This is a genomic window from Micromonospora sp. NPDC049044, from assembly GCF_040649215.1.
GTDB lineage: Bacteria > Actinomycetota > Actinomycetes > Mycobacteriales > Micromonosporaceae > Micromonospora.
This window is the reverse complement of sequence record NZ_JBEZFA010000053.1, coordinates 12988-35955: the sequence shown is the minus strand read 5'-3', so window position 1 is coordinate 35955 and position 22968 is coordinate 12988. Positions and strand designations below refer to the sequence as shown.

The window sequence follows — 22968 nt, the reverse complement described above, 5'->3', positions numbered from 1 at the left end:
GTCGGCGTTCAGCCCTCGACCGGGGCCCGGAGTCGACGGGTGAGGTCGGCCCGGCGGGCGTACTCGGACGGATCGTCGGGGTAGCCGACCGCGACCAGGGTCAGCCCGTGCGCGGGCGCCACAGTCACCTCGCTTGAGCGCTCCTGTCGGGCCAGTAGGCTGCCCGGCCACTCGACCGGGCGGCGGCCGTCCCCGGCCACCAGCATCGCCCCCACCAGGCTGCGCACCATCGCCTGGCAGAACGCGTCGGCCTGCACCGTGGCGACCAGGATCCCGTCCGGGTCGCGACGCCAGTCCAGCCGGGTCACCTCGCGCCACGTTGTCGCGTTCTCCTTGCGCCGGCAGTACGCGGCAAAGTCGTGCTCACCGACCAGCCCGGCCGCGGCGGCATTCAACGCGGCCAGGTCCAGCGGCTTCGGCCAGGCCAGCACCTCGTGCCGGCGCAGCGGCTCCGCGCCGAAGGGCGCATCGGTGACCCGGTACTCGTAGCGCCGGAAGGTGGCCGAGAACCGGGCGTCGAAGTCGGCCGGCACCCCGGTCATCGCGCGTACCCGCACGTCGGTGGGGAGCAGCCGGGCCAGGCGCCGGAGCAGCCGCCCCTCGTGCTCCCGCCACACGTCGGCAGGCAGGTCCAGGTGGCACACCTGCCCGGTGGCATGCACGCCCGCGTCGGTGCGGCCGGCCACCGTCAGCCCGGTGACCGTGCCGGCGCCGAGGACCAGGTCCAGGGTCTCGACGAGCACCCCGGCGACGGTGCGGCGGGTCGGCTGCGCGGCCCAGCCGGAGAAGTCAGTGCCGTCGTACGAGACGTCCAGCCGCAGCCGGATCCGCTCGTCCACCTCGTACCTCCTGTTACGGATCGGGCCCGGCACCCCGATGGGGTGCCGGGCCCGACAATGCCCTGGATCAGGCCTTGTTCTCGGTGGCCTCGTCGCTGTCCTCGCGGGCGGCGGCGGTGTCACCGGACGCCGACACCGGCGCCTCGGAGTCCTGGTCGGCCGAGGCCGACTGCGGGGTCTCGTCGGCCGGGGCGAGCGCCTCGACCTTGTCCTGCTGCGCGGCCTTGCGGGCGGCGGTCTTCTTGTTCACCTTGGGCTCGGCGACCTGAAGCTCTTCCACCAGCTCGATGATCGCCATCGGCGCGTTGTCACCCTTGCGCGGACCGGTCTTCACGATCCGGGTGTAACCGCCGGGGCGGTTGGAGTACCGGGGCGCGATCTGGTCGAACAGGGCGTAGACCACGTCCTTGTCCTTGACGACACCCAGCACCCGCCGCCGCGAGGCGAGGTCACCGCGCTTGGCCTTGGTGATGAGCTGCTCGGCCAGCGGACGCAACCGGCGGGCCTTCGTCTCGGTGGTCTGGATCTTGCCGTGCTGGAACAGCGCGGTCGCCAGGTTGGCGAGCATCAGCCGCTCGTGCGAGGGGCTGCCGCCGAGGCGGGGGCCCTTGGTGGGCGTGGGCATTGTTGGTGCTCCTCAGTTGTGGCGGCAGCGCGGACTAGAGCTGCTCGGTCTCGCGGTAGTCGTCGGTGTCGTAGTCGGCCTCGCCGAAGGTGTCCACGACGTGCGCCGGGTCGAAGTTCGGAGCCGAGTCCTTCAGCCCGAGACCCATCCCGGCGAGCTTCATCTTGACCTCGTCGATCGACTTCTGCCCGAAGTTGCGGATGTCGAGGAGGTCGGCCTCGGTACGCCCGATGAGCTCACCAACGGAGTTGATGCCCTCGCGCTTGAGGCAGTTGTAGGAGCGGACGGTGAGGTCCAGCTCCTCGATCGGCAGAGCGAGGTCCGCCGCCAGCTGGGCGTCCTGCGGGGACGGCCCGATGTCGATGCCCTCGGCGGTCTCGTCCAGCTCCCGGGCCAGCCCGAACAGCTCCACGAGCGTCGAACCGGCGGAGGCCAGCGCGGTACGCGGACCCATCGACGGCTTGGTCTCGACGTCGATGATCAGCCGGTCGAAGTCGGTGCGCTGCTCGACACGGGTCGCCTCGACGCGGTAGGTCACCTTCAGCACCGGCGAGTAGATCGAGTCGACCGGGATCCGGCCGATCTCCGCGCCGGACTGCTTGTTCTGTGCAGCCGTCACGTAGCCCCGGCCCCGCTCGACGGTCAGCTCCATGTCGAGCCGGCCCTTGCCGTTCAGGGTGGCGAGCTTGAGATCCGGGTTGTGCACCGAGACGCCGGCCGGCGGCTGGATGTCGCCCGCGGTCACGTCGCCCGGGCCCTGCTTGCGCAGGTACATGCTGACCGGCTCGTCGTGCTCGGAGCTGACGCACAGCTCCTTGATGTTCATGACGAGCTCGACCACGTCCTCCTTGACACCGGGGATCGTGGTGAACTCGTGCAGCACACCGTCGATCTTGATCGAGGTGACGGCCGCGCCCGGGATCGACGACAGCAGCGTACGCCGCAGCGAGTTACCCAGGGTGTAGCCGAAGCCCGGCTCGAGCGGCTCGATGGCGAACCGCGACCGGGTCTCGTTGATCGACTCCTCGGAGAGGGAGGGTCGCTGGCTGATGAGCATCTTTTCTCTTCTCTTCCGGGGCGCCCGCTATTTGACGCCCACGACACAAACTGTTCCGGTGGCCCGCCCCGAAGGGCGGGCCACCGAACGAGCTCGGACTACTTGGAGTAGAGCTCGACGATCAACTGCTCCTGGACCTGCGTGTCGATGACCTGCCGGGCCGGGAGGGAGTGCACGAGCACCTTCATCTGGCTCGGGATGGCCTCAAGCCACGCCGGAACCGTCTTCGAGCCGGCCTGGGCCTGCGCGACGATGAACGGGGTGAGCTCCTTGCTCTTGCCCCGAACCTCGATGATGTCGTGCTCCTTGACGCGGTACGACGGGATGTCGACCTTCTTGCCGTTCACCGTGAAGTGACCGTGCTTGACCAGCTGGCGGGCCATGTCCCGCGAGTGGGCGTAGCCGGCCCGGTAAACGACGTTGTCCAGCCGCGACTCGAGGATCTGCAGGAGGACCTCACCGGTCTTGGCCTGCTTGCCAACGGCTTCCTCGTAGTAACCGCGGAACTGCTTCTCCAGCACGCCGTAAACCCGGCGGGCCTTCTGCTTCTCGCGGAGCTGGAGCAGGTACTCCGTCTCCTTGGTGCGGCCGCGGCCGTGCTGCCCGGGCGGGAACGGCCGGGACTCGAACGGGCACTTCGGACCATCGCACTTGCTGCCCTTGAGGAACAGCTTCATCTTCTCCCGCCGGCAACGGCGGCAGTCTGCACCGGTGTAACGAGCCATCTCTCTCTACCTCTCAGACCCGGCGACGCTTCGGCGGACGGCATCCGTTGTGCGGCTGCGGGGTGACGTCGGCGATCTGCCCGACCTCGAGGCCCACGGCCTGCAGCGAACGGATGGCGGTCTCCCGGCCGGAGCCGGGGCCCTTGACGAACACGTCGACCTTGCGCATGCCGTGCTCCATGGCGCGACGCGCGGCAGCCTCGGCGGCCAGCTGCGCGGCGAACGGAGTCGACTTGCGGGAGCCCTTGAAGCCCACCTGGCCAGCGGAGGCCCAGGAGATGACCGCACCGGTCGGGTCCGTGATGGACACGATGGTGTTGTTGAACGTGCTCTTGATGTGCGCCTGCCCGTGGGCGACGTTCTTGCGTTCCTTGCGCCGGACCTTCTTTACAGCGGCTCCGGCACGAGCCTTCGGTGGCATAAGTCTGTGCGCTCCTAGTTGACTTTCCGGATCGGGCCGGACGGTCCGGTCTTCCTAGACCCGACATCGACCCGAATTCCGGTCAAGAACTACTTCTTGCCGGGCTTCTTCTTGCCGGCGACGGTCCGCTTCGGGCCCTTGCGGGTCCGGGCATTGGTCTTGGTCCGCTGGCCACGCACGGGCAGGCCCCGGCGGTGCCGGATGCCGGCGTAGCAGCCGATCTCAACCTTGCGGCGGATGTCAGCGGCGACCTCGCGGCGCAGGTCGCCTTCAACCTTGTAGTTGCCCTCGATGTGGTCGCGGAGCTGCACGAGCTCCTCGTCCGTGAGGTCCCGAGCGCGCTTGTCCGGCGAGATGCCGGTAGCGGCGAGTGTCTCCAGGGCGCGGGTGCGACCGACCCCGAAGATGTAGGTGAGCGCGATCTCCAACCGCTTTTCGCGGGGGAGATCCACGCCGACTAGACGTGCCATGTGCGGGCGTACTCCTCGTGATGTGTGGCGGAGGTGTGGACCCGTCCCATCCCGCTACCGGCCGTCCCGTCTTTCCGACGCGGTGAGCGCCGGCGACCGGGATCGGTCGCTGCCCGAGCGGGCCCCGGCCTCCGACCGGGGGTCAGCCACGAAGGAGTACGACTCGCGTACCGCTCGCGGCTGGGACGAGCATGTGTGATGTGGGCTGAGTCAGCCCTGGCGCTGCTTGTGGCGCGGGTCGCTGCAGATGACCATGACCCGGCCGTGCCGGCGGATTACCCGGCACTTGTTGCAGATCCTCTTGACGCTCGGCTTGACCTTCACGGTTGCCTTACTTCCCATCTGGCCCGGGGACGCGCGATGCGCGACGCCGGACGTCGAAGACGGACACGGGACTTCCCGGCCGTCGTCAGGACTACTTGTAGCGGTAGACGATGCGCCCGCGGGTCAGGTCGTACGGCGAAAGTTCGACGACGACCCGGTCCTCCGGAAGAATGCGGATGTAGTGCTGCCGCATCTTGCCGCTGATGTGAGCCAACACCTTGTGGCCGTTCGCGAGCTCTACCCGGAACATGGCGTTCGGCAGGGGCTCGATGACCCGACCCTCGATCTCAATGGCTCCGTCTTTTTTCGGCATGTCCTCCGCTGTCCTGACGTCGATTACTCCGGGCGGCCCACAACGTCTTACACGGAAATCTGACCAGAATCAGAAGACCGCGCCAGCCGCGGCTCCAGGTCCCACCGAAGCGCAGGGTGGGCATGCCGGAGTGGACGCTGTGCGCCGATCTGAAAGTGTACGCCGGCCTGCACGCGCACGCCAAACCGGCCACCCACCCCAACCCGCACCCTCCCGTTGATCATGAAGTTATTGTCACGACACGCCGCCCGAGGTGACGCTAACTCCATGATCAACGCGCGGTGCGGCGGGACGCGCGGGGTGGGGGTGGGTGGGTGGGTGGGTGGGTGGATCAGGTGGCGGGGGGTGGGTTGTCTGGTTCGTTGGCGCGGAGTTCGCGTTTGCGCTCCCGCTTCACCCGCTTGCGCTCCCGCTCGATCGCCTGGCGCCTGGGCTCTCCCCCGGCCAGCCCGCCGACGGTCCGGAGCAGCAGTACCGCCCCCCACGGCCCGGCCACCCAGATCGGCCAGAAGTAGAGCAGTTCCCAACTCAGCAGCGAGGTCACGCCCCAGACGGTCACCACGATGGCGAGCACCCTCAGGTACGGCCACCACACCTCGCCCAGCCAACGACTTGTGTCGCCGAGCGCGAACGAGGCGAGCCGACCGGTGGACGGCTGGGCCGTCGGGCTGGCCGACCGCAGCGCCGGCTGCGACGGGGGCGGCACCGGTGGCAGGTCGACCAGCAGCGTGTCCAGCTCGGCGTACGTGCGCGCGGCGTAGGCCCGTTGCAACCGCTCGTCGTACTCGTGCAGGTCCAGACGACCCTCGTTGAGGGCGGCCCGCAGCCGTTCGGCCACCGCCTCGCGGTCCGCGTCCGCCGCTCGCATCCTGTCGCGCCCGTCCATGCCGGCAAGCATGCCACCGGCACGCCAGCCACGCCGTACCCCAGGGCTCGGTCGATCATGAAGCCGGCCACGGCACCGGCCGGGGTGCTAGGGGGTTGTCGAGGCCGCGGGTTGGCGGGCGGTCACCAGGTCGCCCAGGCGGGCGCGACCCCCGTCGAAGGCCGTGAGCACCCAGACGCCGTCGGGCAACAGCGCCATCGAGTGCTCGACGTGCGCCGCGATGGAGCCGTCCCGGGTGACCACCGTCCAGCCGTCGGCCAATTCGACGGTACGCGGGGACGCCATCGTGATCATCGGCTCGATGGCCAACGCCATGCCGGGCACCAGACGCGGGCCCTTGCCCGGCCGGCCCAGGTTGAGCACGTGCGGGTCCTGGTGCATCTCGGTGCCGATGCCGTGCCCACCGTAGCCGTCCACGATGCCGTACCGGCCGCCCTTACGGACCGCGCTCTCCACCGCGTGCGAGATGTCGGTGAGCCGGCCCTTACCGCTCGCCGCGCCGCGGGCGGCGGCGGCGATGCCGGCCCACATGGCATCCTCGGCGACCTCTGCCATCTTCAGCAGTGCCGGGTCGACATCGCCGACCCCGACGGTGATGGCGGAGTCGCCGTGCCATCCGTCAAGCACCGCACCGCAGTCGATCGAGATCAGATCACCGGCCTGAAGCACCTGCTCCGGCGACGGGATCGCGTGCACGATCTGCTCGTTGACCGACGAGCAGATCGACGCCGGGAAACCGTGGTAGCCCTTGAACGACGGCACGCCACCCGCCTCGCGGATGGTCGACTCGGCGATGGCGTCCAGATCGGCGGTGCTCACACCGGGGGCGACAGCCTCGCGCATCCGGCGAAGCGCCTCGGCGACCACCAGACCGGCGGCCCGCATCTTCTCGATCTGGTCAGGGGTCTTCAGCTGGATGTCCAGCTGGGGACGACGCATGGAGCGATTACCTTTCGTGGCCGTTCAGCGGGGCACGTCACGCGTACCCCGCTGTTCGCACTCTATCCGCCGTGGTCCGGCGAGATCTCAGCCGCCGTACGACCGCAGTGCGTCGATGGCCCGGGTGGTGACGTCCTCCACCGGACCGGTGGCGTCGATCCCTACCAGCTTGCCCTGAGCGCCGTAGTAGTCGACAAGGGGCGCGGTCTTCTCGCTGTACTCCCGCAGGCGGGTGGCGATCGTCTCCGGCTTGTCGTCATCGCGCTGGAACAACTCGGCGCCGCACCTGTCGCAGATGCCCGGCCGGGAGGTGGCGTCGAACTCGACGTGCCAGATCTTGCCGCAGCCCCGGCAGGTACGCCTACCGGAGAGCCGCCTGATCACCTCGTCGTCGTCGACCACCAGCTCCAGGACCAGATCCAGCGCGGTGCCCAGGTCGGCGAGGAGCTTGTCCAGGGCGGCCGCCTGCGGAGTGGTCCGCGGGAAGCCGTCGAGCAGGAAGCCCTCGCTGGCATCGGGCTCGGCCAGCCGGTCCCGGACCATGTTGATGGTGACCTCGTCCGGAACCAGCTCGCCTGCGTCCATGTATCGCTTGGCCTCGACGCCGAGCGGCGTGCCCTGGGTGACGTTCGAGCGGAAGATGTCTCCGGTCGAGATCTTGGGTACCGACAGGTGCGCGGCGACGAACTCCGCCTGCGTGCCCTTACCCGCACCCGGCGGGCCAACCAGAACGAGTCTCATCTACCGCAGGAACCCTTCGTAGTTCCGCTGCATGAGTTGGCTCTCGATCTGCTTCACGGTCTCCAGACCGACGCCGACCATGATGAGCACAGCGGTGCCACCGAACGGGAAGTTCTGGTACTGCTGACTGTCCAGCCAGATGAAGAAGAAGTTCGGCAGGATCGAGATGATGCCGAGGTAGAGCGCACCCGGCAGGGTGATCCGGCTGAGGATGAAGTCGAGGTAGTCGGCAGTCGGCTTGCCCGGCCGGATACCCGGCACGAACCCGCCGTACTTCTTCATGTTGTCCGCGACCTCGGTCGGATTGAACGTGATCGAGACGTAGAAGTACGTGAAGAAGATGATCAGCAGGAAGTAGACCGAGATGTAGATCGGGCTGTTCGGCGCGACCAGGTTGTTCTGGATCCACGCCTGGACCTTGCCCGGATCGTTCTGGTCGAAGAACTGCAGGGCCAACTGTGGCAGGTAGAGCAGCGACGAGCCGAAGATGACCGGGATCACACCGGCCTGGTTGACCTTCAGCGGGATGTAGGTCGAGGTGCCGCCGTACATCCGCCGGCCGATCATCCGCTTGGCGTACTGCACCGGGATCCGGCGCTGCGCCTGCTCGATGAAGGTGACAGCTGTGATGACCACCAGAACCAGCGCGATGACCAGGGCGAACTTGCCCCAACCCTGGCTGGTCTTGATCTGCCAACCCTCGCCGGGCAACCGGGCCGCGATCGAGGTGAAGATCAGAACGGACATGCCGTTGCCGACGCCCCGGTCGGTGATCAGCTCACCGAGCCACATGACCATGCCGGTGCCGGCGGTCATGGTGATCACCAGGATGGTCAGGGTCAGCCAGTCCGGGATGCCGGTGCCGGTCGGGATGATCGGGAACTGGTCGCAGCGGTTCTGGAACAGCTGGCCGGAGCGGGCCAGCGCCACGAACGCCGAAGCCTGCAGCACACCGAGACCGAGGGTCAGGTAGCGGGTGTACTGCGTGATCTTCGCCTGGCCGGCCTGGCCCTCCTTACGGAGCTGCTCCAGCCGCGGGATCACGACGGTCAGCAGCTGCAGGATGATCGACGCGGTGATGTAGGGCATGATGCCCAGCGCGAAGACCGAGAGCTGTAGCAGCGCTCCGCCGGAGAAGAGGTTGAGCAGATTCAGCGGCCCCGTCGTGTCACCCGAGATGGAGTCGAGGCACTTCTGCACGTTGCCGTACGAGACGCCCGGGCTGGGGAGCGTCGCACCCAGCCGGTAGACCGCGATGATGCCTACTGTGAACAGCAGCTTCTTGCGCAGGTCAGGCGTACGGAACGCACTGAGAAAGGCGGACAGCAACTTCTTCCTCCTGCGCGAGGCGGGCCGCCGGTGATCCCTGGCGGGTGGGGGTGGATCACGGGCGAGTGCCCGCAATCCATGGCTGGGATGGGACTCTAACAGTCCGACCCCGGTCCGGGCAGATGCGCCCGACTACATAAATCGATTCCGATGTTACCGGGCCGCCGAAGGCCCAGGCAGACCATGGCGCCCGCCAGTTGCTCACAACTGGACGGGCGCCATGGGTTGGTACGCCTTACAGCTCGGTGGCGGAGCCACCGGCGGCAGCGATCTTCTCCTTGGCCGACGCGCTGAACGCGTGCGCGGAGACCTGGAGCGCCACACCGCCGAGGTCCCCGGTGCCGAGGACCTTGACCGGGTGACCCTTGCGAACCGCGCCGGACTCGACGAGCTCCAGCGGGCCGACCTGACCACCATTCGGGAACAGCTCAGCGAGCCGGTCCAGGTTGACCACCTGGAAGACGACCTTGAACCTGTTCTTGAAGCCCTTCATCTTCGGCAGGCGCATGTGGATGGGCATCTGCCCACCCTCGAACGCCGCCGAGATGTTCTTGCGGGCCTTGGAACCCTTGGTACCGCGACCAGCGGTCTTGCCCTTGGAACCCTCACCGCGACCCACGCGGGTCTTCGCGGTCTTGGAACCGGGCGCCGGGCGCAGGTGATGCACCTTGATCGTCATTACTCGACCTCCTCGACCTTCACGAGGTGGCTCACAGTGAAGATCATGCCGCGGATCTCGGGCCGGTCCTCCTTGACCACCACGTCGTTGATCCGCTTGAGACCGAGCGAACGCAGCGACTCACGCTGGTTGTGCTTGGTCCCGATACCGGACCGGAGCTGGGTGACCTTCAGACGTGCCATCAGCGCGCCACCCCCGCACGCGACGCCAGCATGGCGGCCGGCGCGACGTCCTCCACCGGCAGACCACGACGCGCCGCGACCTGCTCGGGGGACTCAAGCCCCTTCAGGGCCGCCACGGTGGCGTGCACGATGTTGATCGGGTTCGACGAGCCGAGGCTCTTGGAGAGCACGTCGTGGATCCCGGCGCACTCCAGCACGGCGCGCACCGGACCACCGGCGATGACACCCGTACCGGCCGAGGCCGGCTTGAGCAGCACGACGCCAGCGGCGTCCTCACCCGTCACCGGGTGCGGGATCGACTGACCGATCCGCGGCACCTTGAAGAAGTGCTTCTTGGCCTCCTCGACACCCTTGGCGATCGCCGCGGGCACCTCCTTGGCCTTTCCGTAGCCCACGCCGACCGTGCCGTCGCCGTCGCCCACGATCACCAGGGCGGTGAAGCTGAAGCGACGACCACCCTTCACGACCTTGGCGACGCGGTTGATCGCGACGACCCGCTCAAGGTGCGGGGTCTTCTCGACGGGCGCGTTTCCGCGGCCGCCCTCACGGCGGTTGTCGCGGCGACCACCCTCGTTGCCACCGGACCCGCCGCCACGGCGCTGTTGACCTGGCATCAGCAGCCTTCCTTATCTCTCGTGACGGGGTTGTTAGAACTCGAGCCCGGCTTCGCGGGCGGCGTCGGCAAGCGCGGCGACTCGCCCCGCGTACCGGTTGCCGCCGCGGTCGAAGACGACCTTGGAGACGCCGGCGGCCTTGGCCCGCTCGGCGAGCAGCGCGCCCACCTTGCCGGCGAGGGCGCTCTTGTCGCCCTCCGTGCCGCGCAGCGAGGTGTCCAGGGTCGACGCCGACGCCAGGGTGTGACCCTTGGTGTCGTCGACGATCTGGGCGACCATGTGCCGCAGCGAACGGGTGACGACCAGGCGCGGACGCTCGGCCGTACCTGTGACGTTCTTGCGGACGCGGAAGTGTCGACGCGCACGCCCGACGGCGCGCTTGGCGGCGACACCGCGGCGGCGCTTGAGCAGCGTGGCGCTCACTTCTTACCTGCCTTTCCGGCCTTGCGGCGGATGACCTCGCCCTGGTACTTCACGCCCTTGCCCTTGTAGGGCTCCGGCGGGCGGATCTTCCGGATGTTGGCGGCGACCTCACCGACCTGCTGCTTGTCGATGCCAGCAACGTGGAACAGGGTCGGCCGCTCCACCGTGAAGGTGATGCCCGCCGGGGCGGGGACGACCACCGGGTGCGAGAACCCGAGCGCGAACTCGAGGTCCGAACCCTTGGCGGTGACCCGGTAACCGGTGCCGGCGATCTCCAGGCTCTTGCGGTAGCCCTCGGTGACCCCGACGATCATGTTGGCAACCAGCGTACGGCTCAGGCCGTGGAGCTCCTTGGCCTTGCGCTCGTCGTTGGGCCGGTTGACGCTCAGCTGCCCATCCTCGGCCCGCTCGACCGTGATCGGCTCGGCGAGGGTGTGCTCAAGCTGGCCCTTGGGGCCCTTGACCTTGACGGTCTGCCCGTCGATCGTGATGTCGACGCCGGCTGGTACCGGGATCGACTTACGTCCAATTCGCGACATTTCTACCAGTCTCCCGTTACCAGACGAAGGCGAGGACTTCCCCGCCAACACTCCGCTTGCGGGCCTGCCGGTCGGTCAGCAGCCCCTGGGACGTCGAAATGATCGCCACGCCCAGCCCACCGAGCACCCGCGGGAGCCCGTCCGACTTGGCGTACACCCGGAGACCGGGCTTGGACACGCGCTTGATGCCGGCCAGGCTCCGCTCGCGGTTCTGGCCGTACTTCAGCTCGACGACCAGTCGCTTGCCGACGGCACCCTCCTCGGGCTCCTCGACCGACCAGGTGGCGATGTATCCCTCGGCCTTCAGGACCTCGGCGATGTTCGCCTTGATCTTGGAGTAGGGCATCTTCACCTGGTCGTGGTACGCCTGGTTGGCGTTACGCAGACGCGTGAGCATGTCTGCGATCGGGTCGGTCATCGTCATGGATTTCGTCAGCCTTTCTCGCCGGGGTTCCCGGGGCATCAGCCCCGGGCCTACGGCGAAGAGCAATACCTAATCGGTGCAGGAGTTCCCGGCCGACGGCCGGGACGCGGTCGCCCTTACCAGGAAGCCTTGGACACGCCCGGCAGCTCACCGCGGTGAGCCATCTCCCGGATGCAGACCCGGCAGAGCCCGAACTTGCGGTAGACCGCCTTCGGACGCCCGCACCGCTGGCAGCGGGTGTACGCGCGAACCGAGAACTTCGGCTTCGCGGCCGCCTTGATGATCAGCGCCTTCTTGGCCATCTCAGTTCTCCTTGAACGGGAAGCCCAGGAGCTTGAGCAGCGCCCGGCCCTCGTCGTCGGTCGTGGCGGTCGTGACCACCGTGATGTCCATGCCCCGCTGGCGATCGATCCGGTCCTGGTCGATCTCGTGGAACACCGACTGCTCGGTCAGACCGAACGTGTAGTTGCCGTGCCCGTCCAGCTTGCGCCCGTCCAGACCGCGGAAGTCGCGGATACGCGGCAGCGAGATGGACAGCAGCCGGTCCAGGAACTCCCACATCCGGTCGCCGCGAAGGGTCACCTTCGCACCGATCGGCATGCCCTCGCGCAGCTTGAACTGCGCGATGGACTTGGTCGCCCGCCGCACCTGCGGCTTCTGGCCGGTGATCGTGGCGAGGTCGCGGACCGCGCCGTCGATCAGCTTGGCGTCGCGAGCAGCCTCGCCGACACCCATGTTGACGACGATCTTGACCAGCCGCGGCACCTGCATGGGGTTGCCGTAGCTGCGCTGCTCACGCAGCTGGGCCACGATCTCGTTGCGGTACCGCTCCTTGAGGCGCGGCAGGGTCTTTTCGGTAGCCGTGGTCATCACAGGTCCTTACCGGTGCTACGCGCGATGCGGACCTTCTGGCCGTTGTCGTCGATCCGGTAACCGACGCGGGTCGGCTTGCCGTCGGAGTCCAGGACCTGCACGTTCGAGACGTGGATCGGGGCCTCCTGAGTGACGATGCCGCCGGTCTTGGCGCCACGCTGGGTGGTGCTGATGCGGGTGTGCTTCTTGACCCGGTTCACGCCCTCGACCAGGACCTTGTCCTGCCGCGGGTAGGCCTGAATGACCTTGCCCTTGGCACCCTTGTCCTTGCCGGCGATGACGACGACCGTGTCGCCCTTCTTGACCTTCACGGTCACAACACCTCCGGCGCGAGGGAAATAATCTTCATGAACCGCTTGTCCCGCAGCTCCCGACCCACCGGGCCGAAGATGCGGGTACCACGCGGGTCCCCGCCGTCCTTGATGATGACGGCGGCGTTCTCGTCGAAGCGGATGTACGAGCCATCCGGCCGACGCTTCTCCTTGGCCGTGCGAACGACGACCGCCTTGACGACGTCGCCCTTCTTCACACCGGCACCCGGGATGGCGTCCTTGACCGTGGCCACGATGACGTCGCCGATGCTCGCGTAGCGCCGACCCGAGCCACCGAGAACCCGGATGCACAGGATCTCCCGAGCACCCGTGTTGTCGGCGACGCGCAGTCGCGACTCCTGCTGAATCACGTCTATCTCCTATGTCTGCCGGTTCTCCGGCCGCCGTAGCGGCCGGAGCCTGGCGGAACCTACGCCCGACGCAACGCCGGGCGAGCTCGAGCCTTCGCTACTTGGCCTTTTCCAGGATCTCCACGATCCGCCAACGCTTGGTGGCGCTCAGCGGCCGGGTCTCCATGATGAGAACCCGGTCACCGGTGCCAGCGGCGTTCTGCTCGTCGTGCACCTTCAGCTTGGCCGTACGGCGCATGATCTTGCCGTACAGCGCGTGCCGAACCCGGTCCTCGACCTCGACCACGACGGTCTTGTCCATCTTGTCGCTGATCACCAGGCCCTCGCGGACCTTGCGGCGCGACCGCGCGGCGGCGGTGGCGGTCTCTTCGGTCATGATGCAGTCACCTCAGTCGGCGCGGCCGAGAGCCCCAGCTCGCGCTCACGCATGATCGTGTAGATCCGGGCGATCTCCCGACGGATGACCTGCAACCGCCGGTTGTTGTCGAGCTGCCCGGTTGCGGCCTGCACGCGGAGGTTGAACAGCTCCGCCTTGGCCTCCCGCAGCTTCGTGACCAGCTCCTCTTCGGAGAGCTCACGCAGCTCGGTCGCCTTAACGCCCGCTGCCATCAGGATTCACCCACTTCGCGCGTAACAATGCGGCACTTCATCGGGAGCTTGTGGATCGCGCGACGCATGGCCTCTCGCGCGGTCTGCTCGTTGGGGAAGGACATCTCGAAGAGAACCCGCCCCGGCTTGACGTTGGCGACCCACCACTCGGGCGAACCCTTACCGGAACCCATCCGGGTCTCGGCAGGCTTCTTGGTGAGGGCCTGGTCCGGGAAGATCGTGATCCAGACCTTGCCACCACGCTTGATGTGGCGAGTCATCGCGATACGTGCCGACTCGATCTGCCGGTTCGTCACGTACGCCGGCTCGAGAGCCTGGATCCCGAACTCGCCGAACACCACCCGGTTACCACCCTTGGACGCGCCACTGCGGTCCGGGTGGTGCGGCTTGCGGAAGCCCTTCGGGGGCTTGCGCGGCATCAGCATCTGTCAGCCCTCCTGCTGCGTTTCTGCCGGAGCAGCCGCGGCGGCGACAGCTGCGCTGTCCACCGGCTCGCCGCTCGGCGTCTCGGCCTGCTGCGCGATGGTGGTCGCAGCAGCCCGCCCGGCCTCGGTGCCACCGGCCGTGGTGCCGGACGAACCCGACCGGCCACGACGCGGACGCTCGGGACGGTCGCCACGCTCACCACGACGCGGGCGGGACGGACCGGCCTCGGCCGGAGCCTCCCGGCCCGGGACGGCGTCGCCCTTGTAGATCCAGACCTTCACACCGATCCGACCGAACGTGGTACGGGCCTCGAAGAAGCCGTACTCGATGTTGGCCCGCAGCGTGTGCAGCGGAACCCGGCCCTCACGGTAGAACTCGGTCCGGCTCATCTCGGCGCCGCCGAGGCGGCCCGAGACCTGAACCCGGATGCCCTTGCAGACCGGGTTCTTCATCGCCGACTGCATGGCCTTGCGCATCGCCCGACGGAAGCTGACCCGGCTGGACAGCTGCTCGGCCACGCCCTGCGCGACCAGCTGAGCGTCCGACTCGGGGTTCTTCACCTCGATGATGTTCAGCTGAACCTGCTTGCCGGTGAGCTTCTCCAGCTCGCCGCGGATCCGGTCGGCCTCCGCACCCTTACGGCCGATGACGATGCCCGGCCGGGCGGTGTGGATGTCGACCCGGACCCGGTCGCGGGTGCGCTCGATGTCGACCTTGGAAATCCCGGCACGCTCGAGGCCCTTGGACATCATCCGGCGGATCTTGACATCCTCGCCGATGTAGTCCTTGTAGAGCTTGTCTGCGAACCAGCGGGACTTCCAGTCGGTCGAGATGCCGAGCCGGAACCCAGTGGGGTGAACCTTCTGACCCATTACTCGGCGTCCTCCGTCTTGCTCTGCGCTTCGGCCGGTGCGGCCTCCGTGGCCGGGGCGGCCTTCTTCGCCGCGGCCTTCCTCGGCGCTGCCGGCGCGACCGCTTCGACCGCCACGGTGATGTGGCAGGTGCGCTTGCGGATTCGGTACGCCCGACCCTGCGCCCGCGGCTGGAACCGCTTCATCGTCGGGCCCTCGTCCACGAAGGCCTCGCTGACGAGCAGCGCGTCGGGGTCCAGCCGCTCGTTGTTCTCCGCGTTGGCGATCGCGCTAGCGAGCACCTTGTACACCTGCTCGCTCGCAGCCTGCGGCGCGAACTGCAGCACCGTGAGCGCCTCCTTCGCGGGCAGGCCGCGGACGAGGTTGACCACCCGGCGCGCCTTCATCGGCGAGATGCGCACGTGCCGCGCAACCGCCCGCGCGCCCGGAAGCACCGGAGCGTCGCCCTTTCCTGGCATCGCTGTAACCCCTTGTTCCCTCTATCCGTATGCCTGGCGGCGTCAGCGCCGACGGCTCTTCCGGTCGTCCTTCTCGTGACCCTTGAACGTGCGGGTCAGCGCGAACTCGCCGAGCTTGTGCCCGACCATCGCCTCGGTCACGAACACCGGGACGTGCTTGCGTCCGTCGTGAACGGCGATCGTGTGCCCCAGCATCTCGGGGATGATCGTCGAACGCCGCGACCAGGTCTTGATCACGTTCTTGGAGCCCTTGTCGTTCTGTACTTCCACCTTCTTGAGCAGGTGGTCGTCGACGAACGGGCCCTTCTTCAGGCTGCGAGGCATGTCTTATCTCCCTCAGCCGCGCTTACGCGTGGCGTAGCGGCGGCGGACGATCAGCCGGTCACTCGGCTGGCCCTTACGGCGGGTGCGGCCCTCGGGCTTACCCTGCGGGTTGACCGGGTGGCGACCACCGGAGGTCTTACCCTCACCACCACCGTGCGGGTGGTCGACCGGGTTCATGGCGACACCACGGACGGTCGGGCGCTTGCCCTTCCACCGCATCCGGCCGGCCTTGCCCCAGTTGATGTTCGACTGGTCGGCGTTACCGATCTCGCCGACGCTGGCGCGGCAGCGGACGTCCACCCGCCGGATCTCGCCGGACGGCATACGCAGGGTCGCGTACGCCCCCTCGCGGCCGAGCAGCTGGATACCGACACCGGCGGACCGGGCCAGCTTGGCCCCGCCACCCGGACGCAGCTCCACGTTGTGGATGGTGGTACCGACCGGGATGTTGCGCAGCGGCAGGTTGTTACCCGGCTTGATGTCGGCGCCCGGCCCGGACTCGACGCGGTCGCCCTGCTTCAGGTCCTTCGGCGCGATGATGTACCGCTTCTCGCCGTCGGCGTAGTGCAGCAGCGCGATGCGCGCCGTGCGGTTCGGGTCGTACTCGATGTGAGCGACCTTCGCCGGCACGCCGTCCTTGTCGACCCGCTTGAAGTCGATCAGACGGTACTGGCGCTTGTGACCGCCGCCGTGGTGCCGCGTCGTGATCCGGCCGTGGGCGTTACGCCCGCCCTTCTTCGGCAGCGGAACCAGCAGCGACTTCTCCGGCGTGGACCGGGTGATCTCGGCGAAGTCAGCGACACTCGAGCCACGTCGGCCCGGCGTCGTCGGCTTGTACTTACGGATAGCCATTGTCTACACCCCTCAGCTGACCGGGCCGCCGAAGGCCTCGATGCGGTCACCGTCAGCCAGCTTCACGATCGCCCGCTTGGTCGCCTTGCGCTGACCGAAGCCGGTCTTGGTGCGCTTGCGCTTACCCTGGCGGTTGAGCGTGTTGACCGTCAGGACGCGGACGTTGAAGATCTGCTGGATAGCGATCTTGATCTCGGTCTTGTTCGCGTCCGGGTGCACCAGGAAGGTGTACCAGTTCCGGTTCAGCTCGCTGTAGCTCTTCTCCGAGACGACCGGCGCCACGATGATGTCGCGCGGGTCGGCGATCGTGCTCACTTGCCACCCTCCTCGGTGGTCTCGGCGGGCACGCCCAGGAACTCGTCCAGGGCGTCCTTGGTGAAGACCACGTCGTCGGCCACCAGCACGTCGTACGTGTTCAGCTGGCCGGACTCGATCAGGTGCACGCGCGGCTCGTTGCGCAGCGACACCCAGTTCAGCTCGTCGGTGCTGCTCAGCACGACCAGGACCCGACGGGCCTCGGTGAGCTTGGTCAGCGTGGCCAGGGCCGCCTTGGTCGACGGCTTCTCGCCCGAGACGAACGCCTCGACGACGTGCACCTGCCCGGCGCGGGCCCGGTCGGAGAGGGCACCCCGCAGCGCGGCGGCCTTCATCTTCTTCGGGGTCCGCTGGCTGTAGTCGCGCGGCACGGGACCGTGCACGACGCCACCGCCGGCGAACTGCGGCGCGCGGATCGAGCCCTGCCGGGCGCGACCGGTGCCCTTCTGCTTGTACGGCTTCTTGCCGCCACCGGCGACCTCGCCGCGGGTCTTGGCCTTGTGCGTGCCCTGTCGGGCCGCCGCGAGCTGGGCCACCACGACCTGGTGCATCAGCGCGACGTTGGCCTGCACGTCGAAGATGTCCGCCGGCAGCTCGACCGAGCTGCTGGTGGTGCCTTCGACGGTGCGCACGTCAACGGTGGTCACTTGGCCGCACCGCCCTTCTTCACCTTGATCTTGGCCGCGGTACGGACCAGAACCAGCGCGCCCTTCGGACCGGGGATGGCACCCCGGACGAGCAGCAGGTTGTTCTCGGTGTCGACCGCCTGGACGGTGAGGTTCTGCACGGTGTACCGCACGCCACCCATCCGACCGGCCATCCGAGTGCCCTTGAAGACGCGACCGGGGGTCGCGCAGGCGCCGATGGAACCGGGCGAACGGTGCTTGCGCTCGACACCGTGACCGGCACCCAGACCGTGGAAGCCGTGCCGCTTCATCGGGCCGGCGTAGCCCTTGCCCTTGGTCTTGCCGGTGACGTCGATGGTGACGCCGGCCGGGAACTCCTCGACGGTTACTTCCTGGCCGAGCGAGTATTCCCCCGCGTCAGTGGTGCGCAGCTCGACGATGTGCCGGCGCGGCGCCACGTCCGCCTTGGCGTAGTGCCCACCGATCGGCTTCTTGACCTTGCGCGGGTCGATGGTGCCGTAGGCCAGCTGGACCGCGGAGTAACCGTCCTTCTCGGCGCTACGAACCTGGCTGATGACGCACGGGCCGGCCTCGACCACGGTCACGGGAACAACCTTGTTGTTGTCCCAGACCTGGGTCATGCCGAGCTTGGCGCCCAGGATCCCCTTGACTTGCCTGTCCATTTGTCCGGTCCCTACAGCTTGATCTCGATGTCGACGCCAGCCGGCAGGTCGAGGCGCATGAGCGAGTCGACCGTCTTCGGGGTCGGGTCGATGATGTCGATCAGCCGCTTGTGCGTGCGCATCTCGAAGTGCTCGCGCGAGTCCTTGTACTTGTGCGGCGAGCGGATAACGCAGAAACGGTTGATCTCCGTGGGCAGCGGCACCGGGCCCGCGACCTGCGCCCCGGTGCGCGTCACCGTCTCGACGATCTTCCGAGCCGAGGAGTCGACGACCTCGTGGTCATAGGCCTTGAGCCGGATGCGGATCTTCTGTCCCGCCATGGTGGCTTCTGTTCCTTCTCTCGATGCCGCTGTGTTGCGGGCGCCTGTGCCGGCTGGCACAGGCCCACTTCGCCGACCCCCGCGGTCGGGCGTGTCGCGCCCTCGGGCCAGGCTCCGCCCCGTGCTTCCGGAGTGGTGCTGACCGCGCGGTGGGTCAAGGCGCCGATCGCATTACCGCGACCTGAACGCCGTGCGAGGGTGGTTGGCGACTGGGCCGCCAACCACCCCACGCTCGACTGTCTCGCCACCCGGAGGTTCAGCGAAAGCCGAACACAGGCGACGAACTGTCGTTACGCAACCTGACTAGTATGCCGCACGACCGGCGGCGGGTCTAATCGGGGTTACCTAGTTCACTTGATGATCTTGGTGACGAACCCAGCGCCGACGGTGCGGCCACCCTCGCGGATCGCGAACTTGAGGTTCTCCTCCATGGCGATGGGCTGGATCAGCTTCACCGACATGGAGGTGTTGTCGCCCGGCATGACCATCTCGGTGCCCTCGGGGAGGGTGACGACACCGGTGACGTCCGTGGTCCGGAAGTAGAACTGCGGGCGGTAGTTCTGGAAGAACGGGGTGTGCCGGCCGCCCTCCTCCTTGGAGAGGATGTAGACCGTCGCCTCGAACTCCGTGTGCGGGGTGTTCGAGCCCGGCTTCACGACGACCATGCCGCGCTCGACCTCGTCGCGCTTGGTGCCACGCAGCAGCAGGCCGACGTTCTCGCCTGCGCGGGCGTCGTCCAGGGTCTTCCGGAACATCTCGATCGCGGTGACCTTGGTCTTGAAGCTCTTCTCCTTGATACCGACGAGCTCAACATCCTCGTTCGGCAGGAGAACGCCGCGCTCCACGCGACCGGTGACGACGGTGCCACGACCGGTGATCGTGAAGACGTCCTCAACCGGCATCAGGAACGGCATGTCGACCTCGCGCTCCGGCTGCGGGATCGAGGTGTCGACAGCAGACATCAGGTCCAGCAGCTTGCCGGTCCACTCGGGGTCACCCTCGAGGGCCTTCAGCGCCGAAACCCGGACGACCGGCAGGTCGTCACCCGGGTACTCCTGCGAGGAGAGCAGCTCACGAACCTCGAGCTCGACGAGCTCCAGGAGCTCCTCGTCATCGACCATGTCGCTCTTGTTGAGCGCCACGACGATGTACGGCACGCCAACCTGACGGGCCAGCAGCACGTGCTCGCGGGTCTGCGGCATCGGGCCGTCGGTCGCCGCGACCACCAGGATCGCGCCGTCCATCTGCGCGGCACCGGTGATCATGTTCTTGATGTAGTCCGCGTGGCCGGGGCAGTCGACGTGCGCGTAGTGCCGCGCCTCGGTCTGGTACTCGACGTGCGCGATCGAGATCGTGATGCCGCGGGCCTTCTCCTCCGGCGCCTTGTCGATCTCGTCGAACGGCGTGTAGGGGTTCAGGTCCGGGTACTGGTCGTGCAGGACCTTGGTGATGGCCGCCGTCAGCGTCGTCTTACCGTGGTCGATGTGACCAATGGTGCCGATGTTGACGTGCGGCTTAGTCCGCTCGAACTTAGCCTTCGCCACTGGTGTCCTCCTGTGGACTTCTTGGTTCGTACGCCCGGCGCGCCGGTCGGCGCTTAGGACTCTGTCGACAGCCTTTCCGACCTGACGGTCGGAGAGCCTTTGTGGGTTCTGCGGCGATGAAGCCTACAGGCCCGGTCTCACGCGATCCGATCGTGGTGGCCGCGGGCGGGTGAACCCTCCCGCGACCAACCACGAATCACCTGCTCAGGGCGTTACTCGCCCGTTGCCTTGGCGATGATCTCCTTCGCGACGCTCTGCGGAACCTCGGCGTAGGAGTCGAACTGCATGCTGTAGCTAGCCCGGCCCTGGGTCTTCGACCGCAGGTCGCCGACGTAGCCGAACATCTCCGACAACGGCACCAGAGCCCTGACGATGCGGGCGCCACTGCGCTCCTCCATCGCCTGGATGATGCCGCGGCGGGAGTTGAGGTCACCGATGACGTCACCCATGTTCTCCTCAGGAGTGGTGACTTCAACGGCCATCATCGGCTCGAGCAACGCGGGATCGGCCTTGCGGGCCGCGTCCTTCATCACCATCGAGCCGGCGATCTTGAATGCCATTTCCGACGAGTCGACCTCGTGGTACTGGCCGTCGAGCAGCGTCAGCTTGACACCGACCAGCGGGAAGCCCGCCAGGATGCCGTACTGCAGCGCGTCCTGCGCACCGGCGTCCACCGAGGGGATGAACTCCCGGGGGATCCGGCCGCCGCTGACGGCGTTCGCGAACTCGTAGGTCGGCGAGTCGTTGTCCAGCGGCAGCGGCTCGACGCTCACGATCACGCGGGCGTACTGGCCGGAACCACCGGTCTGCTTCTTGTGGGTGTACTCGACCTTCTCCACCTTGCGGCGGATGGTCTCGCGGTACGCCACCTGCGGCTTGCCGACGTTCGCCTCGACGTTGAACTCGCGGCGCATCCGGTCGACCAGGATGTCCAGGTGCAGCTCACCCATGCCGGAGATGACCGTCTGACCGGTCTCCTCGTCGAGCTGGACCCGGAAGGTCGGGTCCTCCTCGGCCAGCCGCTGGATGGCGGTGCCCAGCTTCTCCTGGTCGGACTTGGTCTTCGGCTCGATCGCCACCGAGATGACCGGCTCCGGGAAGGTCATCGACTCCAGGATCACCGGGTTCGCCGGGTCGGAGAGCGTGTCGCCGGTGGTGGTCTGCTTGAGACCCTGCACGGCGATGATGTCACCGGCCTGCGCCGACGGACGCTCTTCGCGCTTGTTGGCGTGCATCTGGTAGATCTTGCCGATCCGCTCCTTGCGGTCCTTGGTGGAGTTGACCACCTGGGAACCGGAATCGAGCGTGCCGGAGTAGACCCGCACGTAGGTGAGCTTGCCCAGGTGCTTGTCCGTCTGGATCTTGAAGGCCAGACCGGAGAACGGCTCCGAGTTGGACGGCTTACGCAGCAGCGGGGTCTCGCCGTCGGGGGCCGTACCCTCGATCGCCGGGACGTCGAGCGGCGACGGCAGGAAGTCGACAACGGCGTCGAGCATGGGCTGGACGCCCTTGTTCTTGAACGCCGAGCCGCACAGCACCGGGTTGGCCTTGCCGGCGATGGTGGCACGCCGGATGGCGGCCTTGATCTCCTCGACGGAGACCTCTTCGCCTTCCAGGTACTTCTCCATCACCGAGTCGTCGACGTCGGCGAGGGTCTCCATCAGCTTCTCGCGCCACTCGGCAGCGGAGTCGGCCAGGTCGGCCGGGATCTCCTCAACCGCGTAGTCCTCACCCTTCTGGGTCTCCCCACGCCAGGTGAGAGCGCGCATGCCGATCAGGTCGACGACACCGATGTGGTCGCCCTCGAGCCCGATCGGGATCTGGAGCACCAGCGGGGTGGCGTTCAGCCGGTCGATCATCATCTGCACGCAGCGGAAGAAGTCGGCGCCGGTCCGGTCGAGCTTGTTGACGAAGCACATCCGCGGGACGTTGTACTTGTCGGCCTGCCGCCAGACGTTCTCCGTCTGCGGCTCCACGCCGGCGACACCGTCGTAGACCGCTACCGCACCATCCAGGACCCGCAGCGACCGCTCGACCTCGACCGTGAAGTCGACGTGGCCGGGCGTGTCGATGATCTGGATCGTGTGGCCCTTCCACTCACACTTGGTAGCAGCGGAGGTGATGGTGATACCACGCTCCTGCTCCTGCTCCATCCAGTCCATGACGGCAGCGCCCTCGTGGACCTCACCGATCTTGTACGTGATGCCGGTGTAGAACAGGATCCGCTCGGTGGTCGTGGTCTTACCAGCATCGATGTGCGCCATGATGCCGATGTTGCGTACGTTGGCGAGCGCGTCTGCGGCGGCCACTTCAATCCCTACTTATCGTCGTCTCGACACAACTGGTGGCGGTTCCGGCGCCCGGAGGCGCCGGAACCAGGGTGTTACCAGCGGTAGTGCGCGAAGGCCTTGTTCGACTCGGCCATCTTGTGCGTGTCCTCGCGCCGCTTGACGGCGGCACCGAGGCCGTTGCTCGCGTCCAGCAGCTCGTTCATCAGCCGCTCGACCATGGTCTTCTCGCGACGGGCGCGGGAGTAGGTGACCAGCCAGCGCAGGCCCAGGGTGGTCGCCCGGGTCGGGCGGACCTCCACCGGCACCTGGTAGGTGGCGCCACCGACACGACGGCTGCGGACCTCGAGGGTCGGCTTGACGTTGTCCATCGCCCGCTTGAGGGTGACGACCGGGTCGGTGCCGGACTTCTCGCGGCAGCCCTCGAGGGCCGCGTACACGATCGACTCGGCGAGCTGACGCTTGCCGCGGAGCAGGATCTTGTTCACCAGCTGGGTGACCAGCGGCGAGTTGTACACCGGGTCAGCGACCAGTGGCCGCCGCGGAGCGGGTCCCTTACGCGGCAT

Annotated in this window: 36 protein-coding genes; all 36 read right to left on the bottom strand. The window is 67.6% G+C overall.

The features are described 5' to 3' along the window. Nucleotides 1-8: 8 nt before the first annotated feature. Nucleotides 9-839, bottom strand: coding sequence for a tRNA pseudouridine(38-40) synthase TruA (gene truA, locus AB0B85_RS30635; RefSeq protein WP_357412703.1), 831 nt, complete (start codon nucleotides 837-839; stop codon nucleotides 9-11). Between the two features lie 67 nt (nucleotides 840-906). After that, entirely contained in the window at nucleotides 907-1464 is a 558-nt protein-coding gene (gene rplQ / locus AB0B85_RS30630) for a 50S ribosomal protein L17 (RefSeq protein ID WP_357412702.1), read from the bottom strand. A gap of 34 nt (nucleotides 1465-1498) precedes the next feature. Then, a complete protein-coding gene (locus tag AB0B85_RS30625) occupies nucleotides 1499-2521 on the bottom strand; it encodes a DNA-directed RNA polymerase subunit alpha (protein WP_007465227.1) in 1023 nt (340 codons plus the stop codon). A 98-nt stretch (nucleotides 2522-2619) separates the two neighbouring features. After that, nucleotides 2620-3246, bottom strand: a complete 627-nt coding sequence (rpsD, locus tag AB0B85_RS30620) for a 30S ribosomal protein S4 (RefSeq protein ID WP_030489600.1) — start codon at nucleotides 3244-3246, stop codon at nucleotides 2620-2622. Nucleotides 3247-3259: 13 nt separating this feature from the next. Beyond that, complete coding sequence (gene rpsK, locus AB0B85_RS30615) at nucleotides 3260-3667, bottom strand: 30S ribosomal protein S11 (protein WP_030329919.1); 408 nt, start codon at nucleotides 3665-3667, stop codon at nucleotides 3260-3262. Between the two features lie 89 nt (nucleotides 3668-3756). After that, nucleotides 3757-4137, bottom strand: a complete 381-nt coding sequence (gene rpsM, locus AB0B85_RS30610) for a 30S ribosomal protein S13 (protein WP_030329917.1) — start codon at nucleotides 4135-4137, stop codon at nucleotides 3757-3759. 210 nt (nucleotides 4138-4347) lie between these two features. Then, nucleotides 4348-4461, bottom strand: coding sequence for a 50S ribosomal protein L36 (gene rpmJ, locus AB0B85_RS30605; RefSeq protein WP_043965539.1), 114 nt, complete (start codon nucleotides 4459-4461; stop codon nucleotides 4348-4350). A 91-nt stretch (nucleotides 4462-4552) separates the two neighbouring features. Further along, entirely contained in the window at nucleotides 4553-4774 is a 222-nt protein-coding gene (gene infA, locus AB0B85_RS30600) for a translation initiation factor IF-1 (RefSeq protein WP_007073013.1), read from the bottom strand. A 331-nt stretch (nucleotides 4775-5105) separates the two neighbouring features. Then, the gene (locus AB0B85_RS30595; protein ID WP_357412723.1) at nucleotides 5106-5642 is read right to left on the bottom strand and encodes a DUF1707 domain-containing protein; all 537 of its coding nucleotides are present in this window, start codon (nucleotides 5640-5642) and stop codon (nucleotides 5106-5108) included. Between the two features lie 105 nt (nucleotides 5643-5747). After that, nucleotides 5748-6599: a type I methionyl aminopeptidase gene (map, locus tag AB0B85_RS30590; protein WP_357412698.1), complete on the bottom strand. Its 852-nt coding sequence runs from the start codon at nucleotides 6597-6599 to the stop codon at nucleotides 5748-5750. 87 nt (nucleotides 6600-6686) lie between these two features. After that, a complete protein-coding gene (locus tag AB0B85_RS30585) occupies nucleotides 6687-7340 on the bottom strand; it encodes an adenylate kinase (RefSeq protein WP_357412696.1) in 654 nt (217 codons plus the stop codon). Next, on the bottom strand, nucleotides 7341-8669 hold the full coding sequence (secY, locus tag AB0B85_RS30580) for a preprotein translocase subunit SecY (protein ID WP_357253566.1): 1329 nt from the start codon (nucleotides 8667-8669) through the stop codon (nucleotides 7341-7343). Between the two features lie 235 nt (nucleotides 8670-8904). Then, nucleotides 8905-9348, bottom strand: coding sequence for a 50S ribosomal protein L15 (gene rplO / locus AB0B85_RS30575; RefSeq protein WP_355032746.1), 444 nt, complete (start codon nucleotides 9346-9348; stop codon nucleotides 8905-8907). Beyond that, nucleotides 9348-9530 (bottom strand): 50S ribosomal protein L30, encoded by a 183-nt coding sequence (gene rpmD, locus AB0B85_RS30570; RefSeq protein ID WP_007465262.1) that lies wholly within the window; start codon nucleotides 9528-9530, stop codon nucleotides 9348-9350. Before rpmD ends, rplO begins: the two co-directional genes overlap by 1 nt. After that, complete coding sequence (rpsE, locus tag AB0B85_RS30565; protein ID WP_007465263.1) at nucleotides 9530-10144, bottom strand: 30S ribosomal protein S5; 615 nt, start codon at nucleotides 10142-10144, stop codon at nucleotides 9530-9532. Before rpsE ends, rpmD begins: the two co-directional genes overlap by 1 nt. Before the next feature lie 33 nt (nucleotides 10145-10177). Further along, complete coding sequence (gene rplR, locus AB0B85_RS30560; RefSeq protein ID WP_357412720.1) at nucleotides 10178-10555, bottom strand: 50S ribosomal protein L18; 378 nt, start codon at nucleotides 10553-10555, stop codon at nucleotides 10178-10180. Between the two features lie 8 nt (nucleotides 10556-10563). Beyond that, nucleotides 10564-11106, bottom strand: a complete 543-nt coding sequence (gene rplF, locus AB0B85_RS30555) for a 50S ribosomal protein L6 (RefSeq protein WP_088950233.1) — start codon at nucleotides 11104-11106, stop codon at nucleotides 10564-10566. A gap of 16 nt (nucleotides 11107-11122) precedes the next feature. After that, nucleotides 11123-11530: a 30S ribosomal protein S8 gene (gene rpsH, locus AB0B85_RS30550; RefSeq protein ID WP_007465270.1), complete on the bottom strand. Its 408-nt coding sequence runs from the start codon at nucleotides 11528-11530 to the stop codon at nucleotides 11123-11125. A 116-nt stretch (nucleotides 11531-11646) separates the two neighbouring features. Next, on the bottom strand, nucleotides 11647-11832 hold the full coding sequence (locus tag AB0B85_RS30545) for a type Z 30S ribosomal protein S14 (RefSeq protein WP_007465272.1): 186 nt from the start codon (nucleotides 11830-11832) through the stop codon (nucleotides 11647-11649). 1 nt (nucleotide 11833) lies between these two features. Further along, nucleotides 11834-12400, bottom strand: a complete 567-nt coding sequence (rplE, locus tag AB0B85_RS30540) for a 50S ribosomal protein L5 (protein ID WP_110563094.1) — start codon at nucleotides 12398-12400, stop codon at nucleotides 11834-11836. After that, nucleotides 12400-12720, bottom strand: a complete 321-nt coding sequence (gene rplX / locus AB0B85_RS30535; protein ID WP_172899047.1) for a 50S ribosomal protein L24 — start codon at nucleotides 12718-12720, stop codon at nucleotides 12400-12402. The genes rplE and rplX overlap by 1 nt, the downstream gene beginning before the upstream one ends. Further along, a complete protein-coding gene (gene rplN / locus AB0B85_RS30530) occupies nucleotides 12717-13085 on the bottom strand; it encodes a 50S ribosomal protein L14 (RefSeq protein WP_007073026.1) in 369 nt (122 codons plus the stop codon). Before rplN ends, rplX begins: the two co-directional genes overlap by 4 nt. A gap of 97 nt (nucleotides 13086-13182) precedes the next feature. Then, nucleotides 13183-13461: a 30S ribosomal protein S17 gene (rpsQ, locus tag AB0B85_RS30525; protein WP_030489590.1), complete on the bottom strand. Its 279-nt coding sequence runs from the start codon at nucleotides 13459-13461 to the stop codon at nucleotides 13183-13185. After that, a complete protein-coding gene (rpmC, locus tag AB0B85_RS30520; RefSeq protein WP_007465283.1) occupies nucleotides 13458-13694 on the bottom strand; it encodes a 50S ribosomal protein L29 in 237 nt (78 codons plus the stop codon). Before rpmC ends, rpsQ begins: the two co-directional genes overlap by 4 nt. Beyond that, entirely contained in the window at nucleotides 13694-14119 is a 426-nt protein-coding gene (rplP, locus tag AB0B85_RS30515) for a 50S ribosomal protein L16 (RefSeq protein WP_053653940.1), read from the bottom strand. Before rplP ends, rpmC begins: the two co-directional genes overlap by 1 nt. A 3-nt stretch (nucleotides 14120-14122) precedes the next feature. Further along, entirely contained in the window at nucleotides 14123-14992 is an 870-nt protein-coding gene (gene rpsC / locus AB0B85_RS30510; RefSeq protein WP_007465294.1) for a 30S ribosomal protein S3, read from the bottom strand. Then, nucleotides 14992-15450, bottom strand: coding sequence for a 50S ribosomal protein L22 (gene rplV / locus AB0B85_RS30505; RefSeq protein WP_007465297.1), 459 nt, complete (start codon nucleotides 15448-15450; stop codon nucleotides 14992-14994). The genes rpsC and rplV overlap by 1 nt, the downstream gene beginning before the upstream one ends. A gap of 42 nt (nucleotides 15451-15492) precedes the next feature. Continuing rightward, nucleotides 15493-15774, bottom strand: a complete 282-nt coding sequence (rpsS, locus tag AB0B85_RS30500; RefSeq protein WP_007465299.1) for a 30S ribosomal protein S19 — start codon at nucleotides 15772-15774, stop codon at nucleotides 15493-15495. Between the two features lie 12 nt (nucleotides 15775-15786). Beyond that, nucleotides 15787-16626, bottom strand: a complete 840-nt coding sequence (rplB, locus tag AB0B85_RS30495) for a 50S ribosomal protein L2 (protein WP_110563095.1) — start codon at nucleotides 16624-16626, stop codon at nucleotides 15787-15789. Nucleotides 16627-16638: 12 nt separating this feature from the next. Next, a complete protein-coding gene (gene rplW / locus AB0B85_RS30490; RefSeq protein ID WP_007465304.1) occupies nucleotides 16639-16941 on the bottom strand; it encodes a 50S ribosomal protein L23 in 303 nt (100 codons plus the stop codon). Next, nucleotides 16938-17588: a 50S ribosomal protein L4 gene (gene rplD, locus AB0B85_RS30485; RefSeq protein WP_007465305.1), complete on the bottom strand. Its 651-nt coding sequence runs from the start codon at nucleotides 17586-17588 to the stop codon at nucleotides 16938-16940. Before rplD ends, rplW begins: the two co-directional genes overlap by 4 nt. Then, the gene (gene rplC, locus AB0B85_RS30480; protein ID WP_357412693.1) at nucleotides 17585-18250 is read right to left on the bottom strand and encodes a 50S ribosomal protein L3; all 666 of its coding nucleotides are present in this window, start codon (nucleotides 18248-18250) and stop codon (nucleotides 17585-17587) included. The genes rplD and rplC overlap by 4 nt, the downstream gene beginning before the upstream one ends. A gap of 11 nt (nucleotides 18251-18261) precedes the next feature. After that, a complete protein-coding gene (gene rpsJ / locus AB0B85_RS30475; RefSeq protein WP_007073037.1) occupies nucleotides 18262-18570 on the bottom strand; it encodes a 30S ribosomal protein S10 in 309 nt (102 codons plus the stop codon). 350 nt (nucleotides 18571-18920) lie between these two features. Next, nucleotides 18921-20114, bottom strand: coding sequence for an elongation factor Tu (gene tuf, locus AB0B85_RS30470; RefSeq protein WP_357412691.1), 1194 nt, complete (start codon nucleotides 20112-20114; stop codon nucleotides 18921-18923). A gap of 212 nt (nucleotides 20115-20326) precedes the next feature. Then, nucleotides 20327-22423 carry an elongation factor G gene (gene fusA / locus AB0B85_RS30465; RefSeq protein WP_357412689.1) on the bottom strand — a complete coding sequence of 699 codons (2097 nt, stop codon included), beginning with the start codon at nucleotides 22421-22423 and terminating at the stop codon, nucleotides 20327-20329. Nucleotides 22424-22497: 74 nt separating this feature from the next. Continuing rightward, on the bottom strand, nucleotides 22498-22968 hold the full coding sequence (gene rpsG / locus AB0B85_RS30460; protein WP_007465317.1) for a 30S ribosomal protein S7: 471 nt from the start codon (nucleotides 22966-22968) through the stop codon (nucleotides 22498-22500).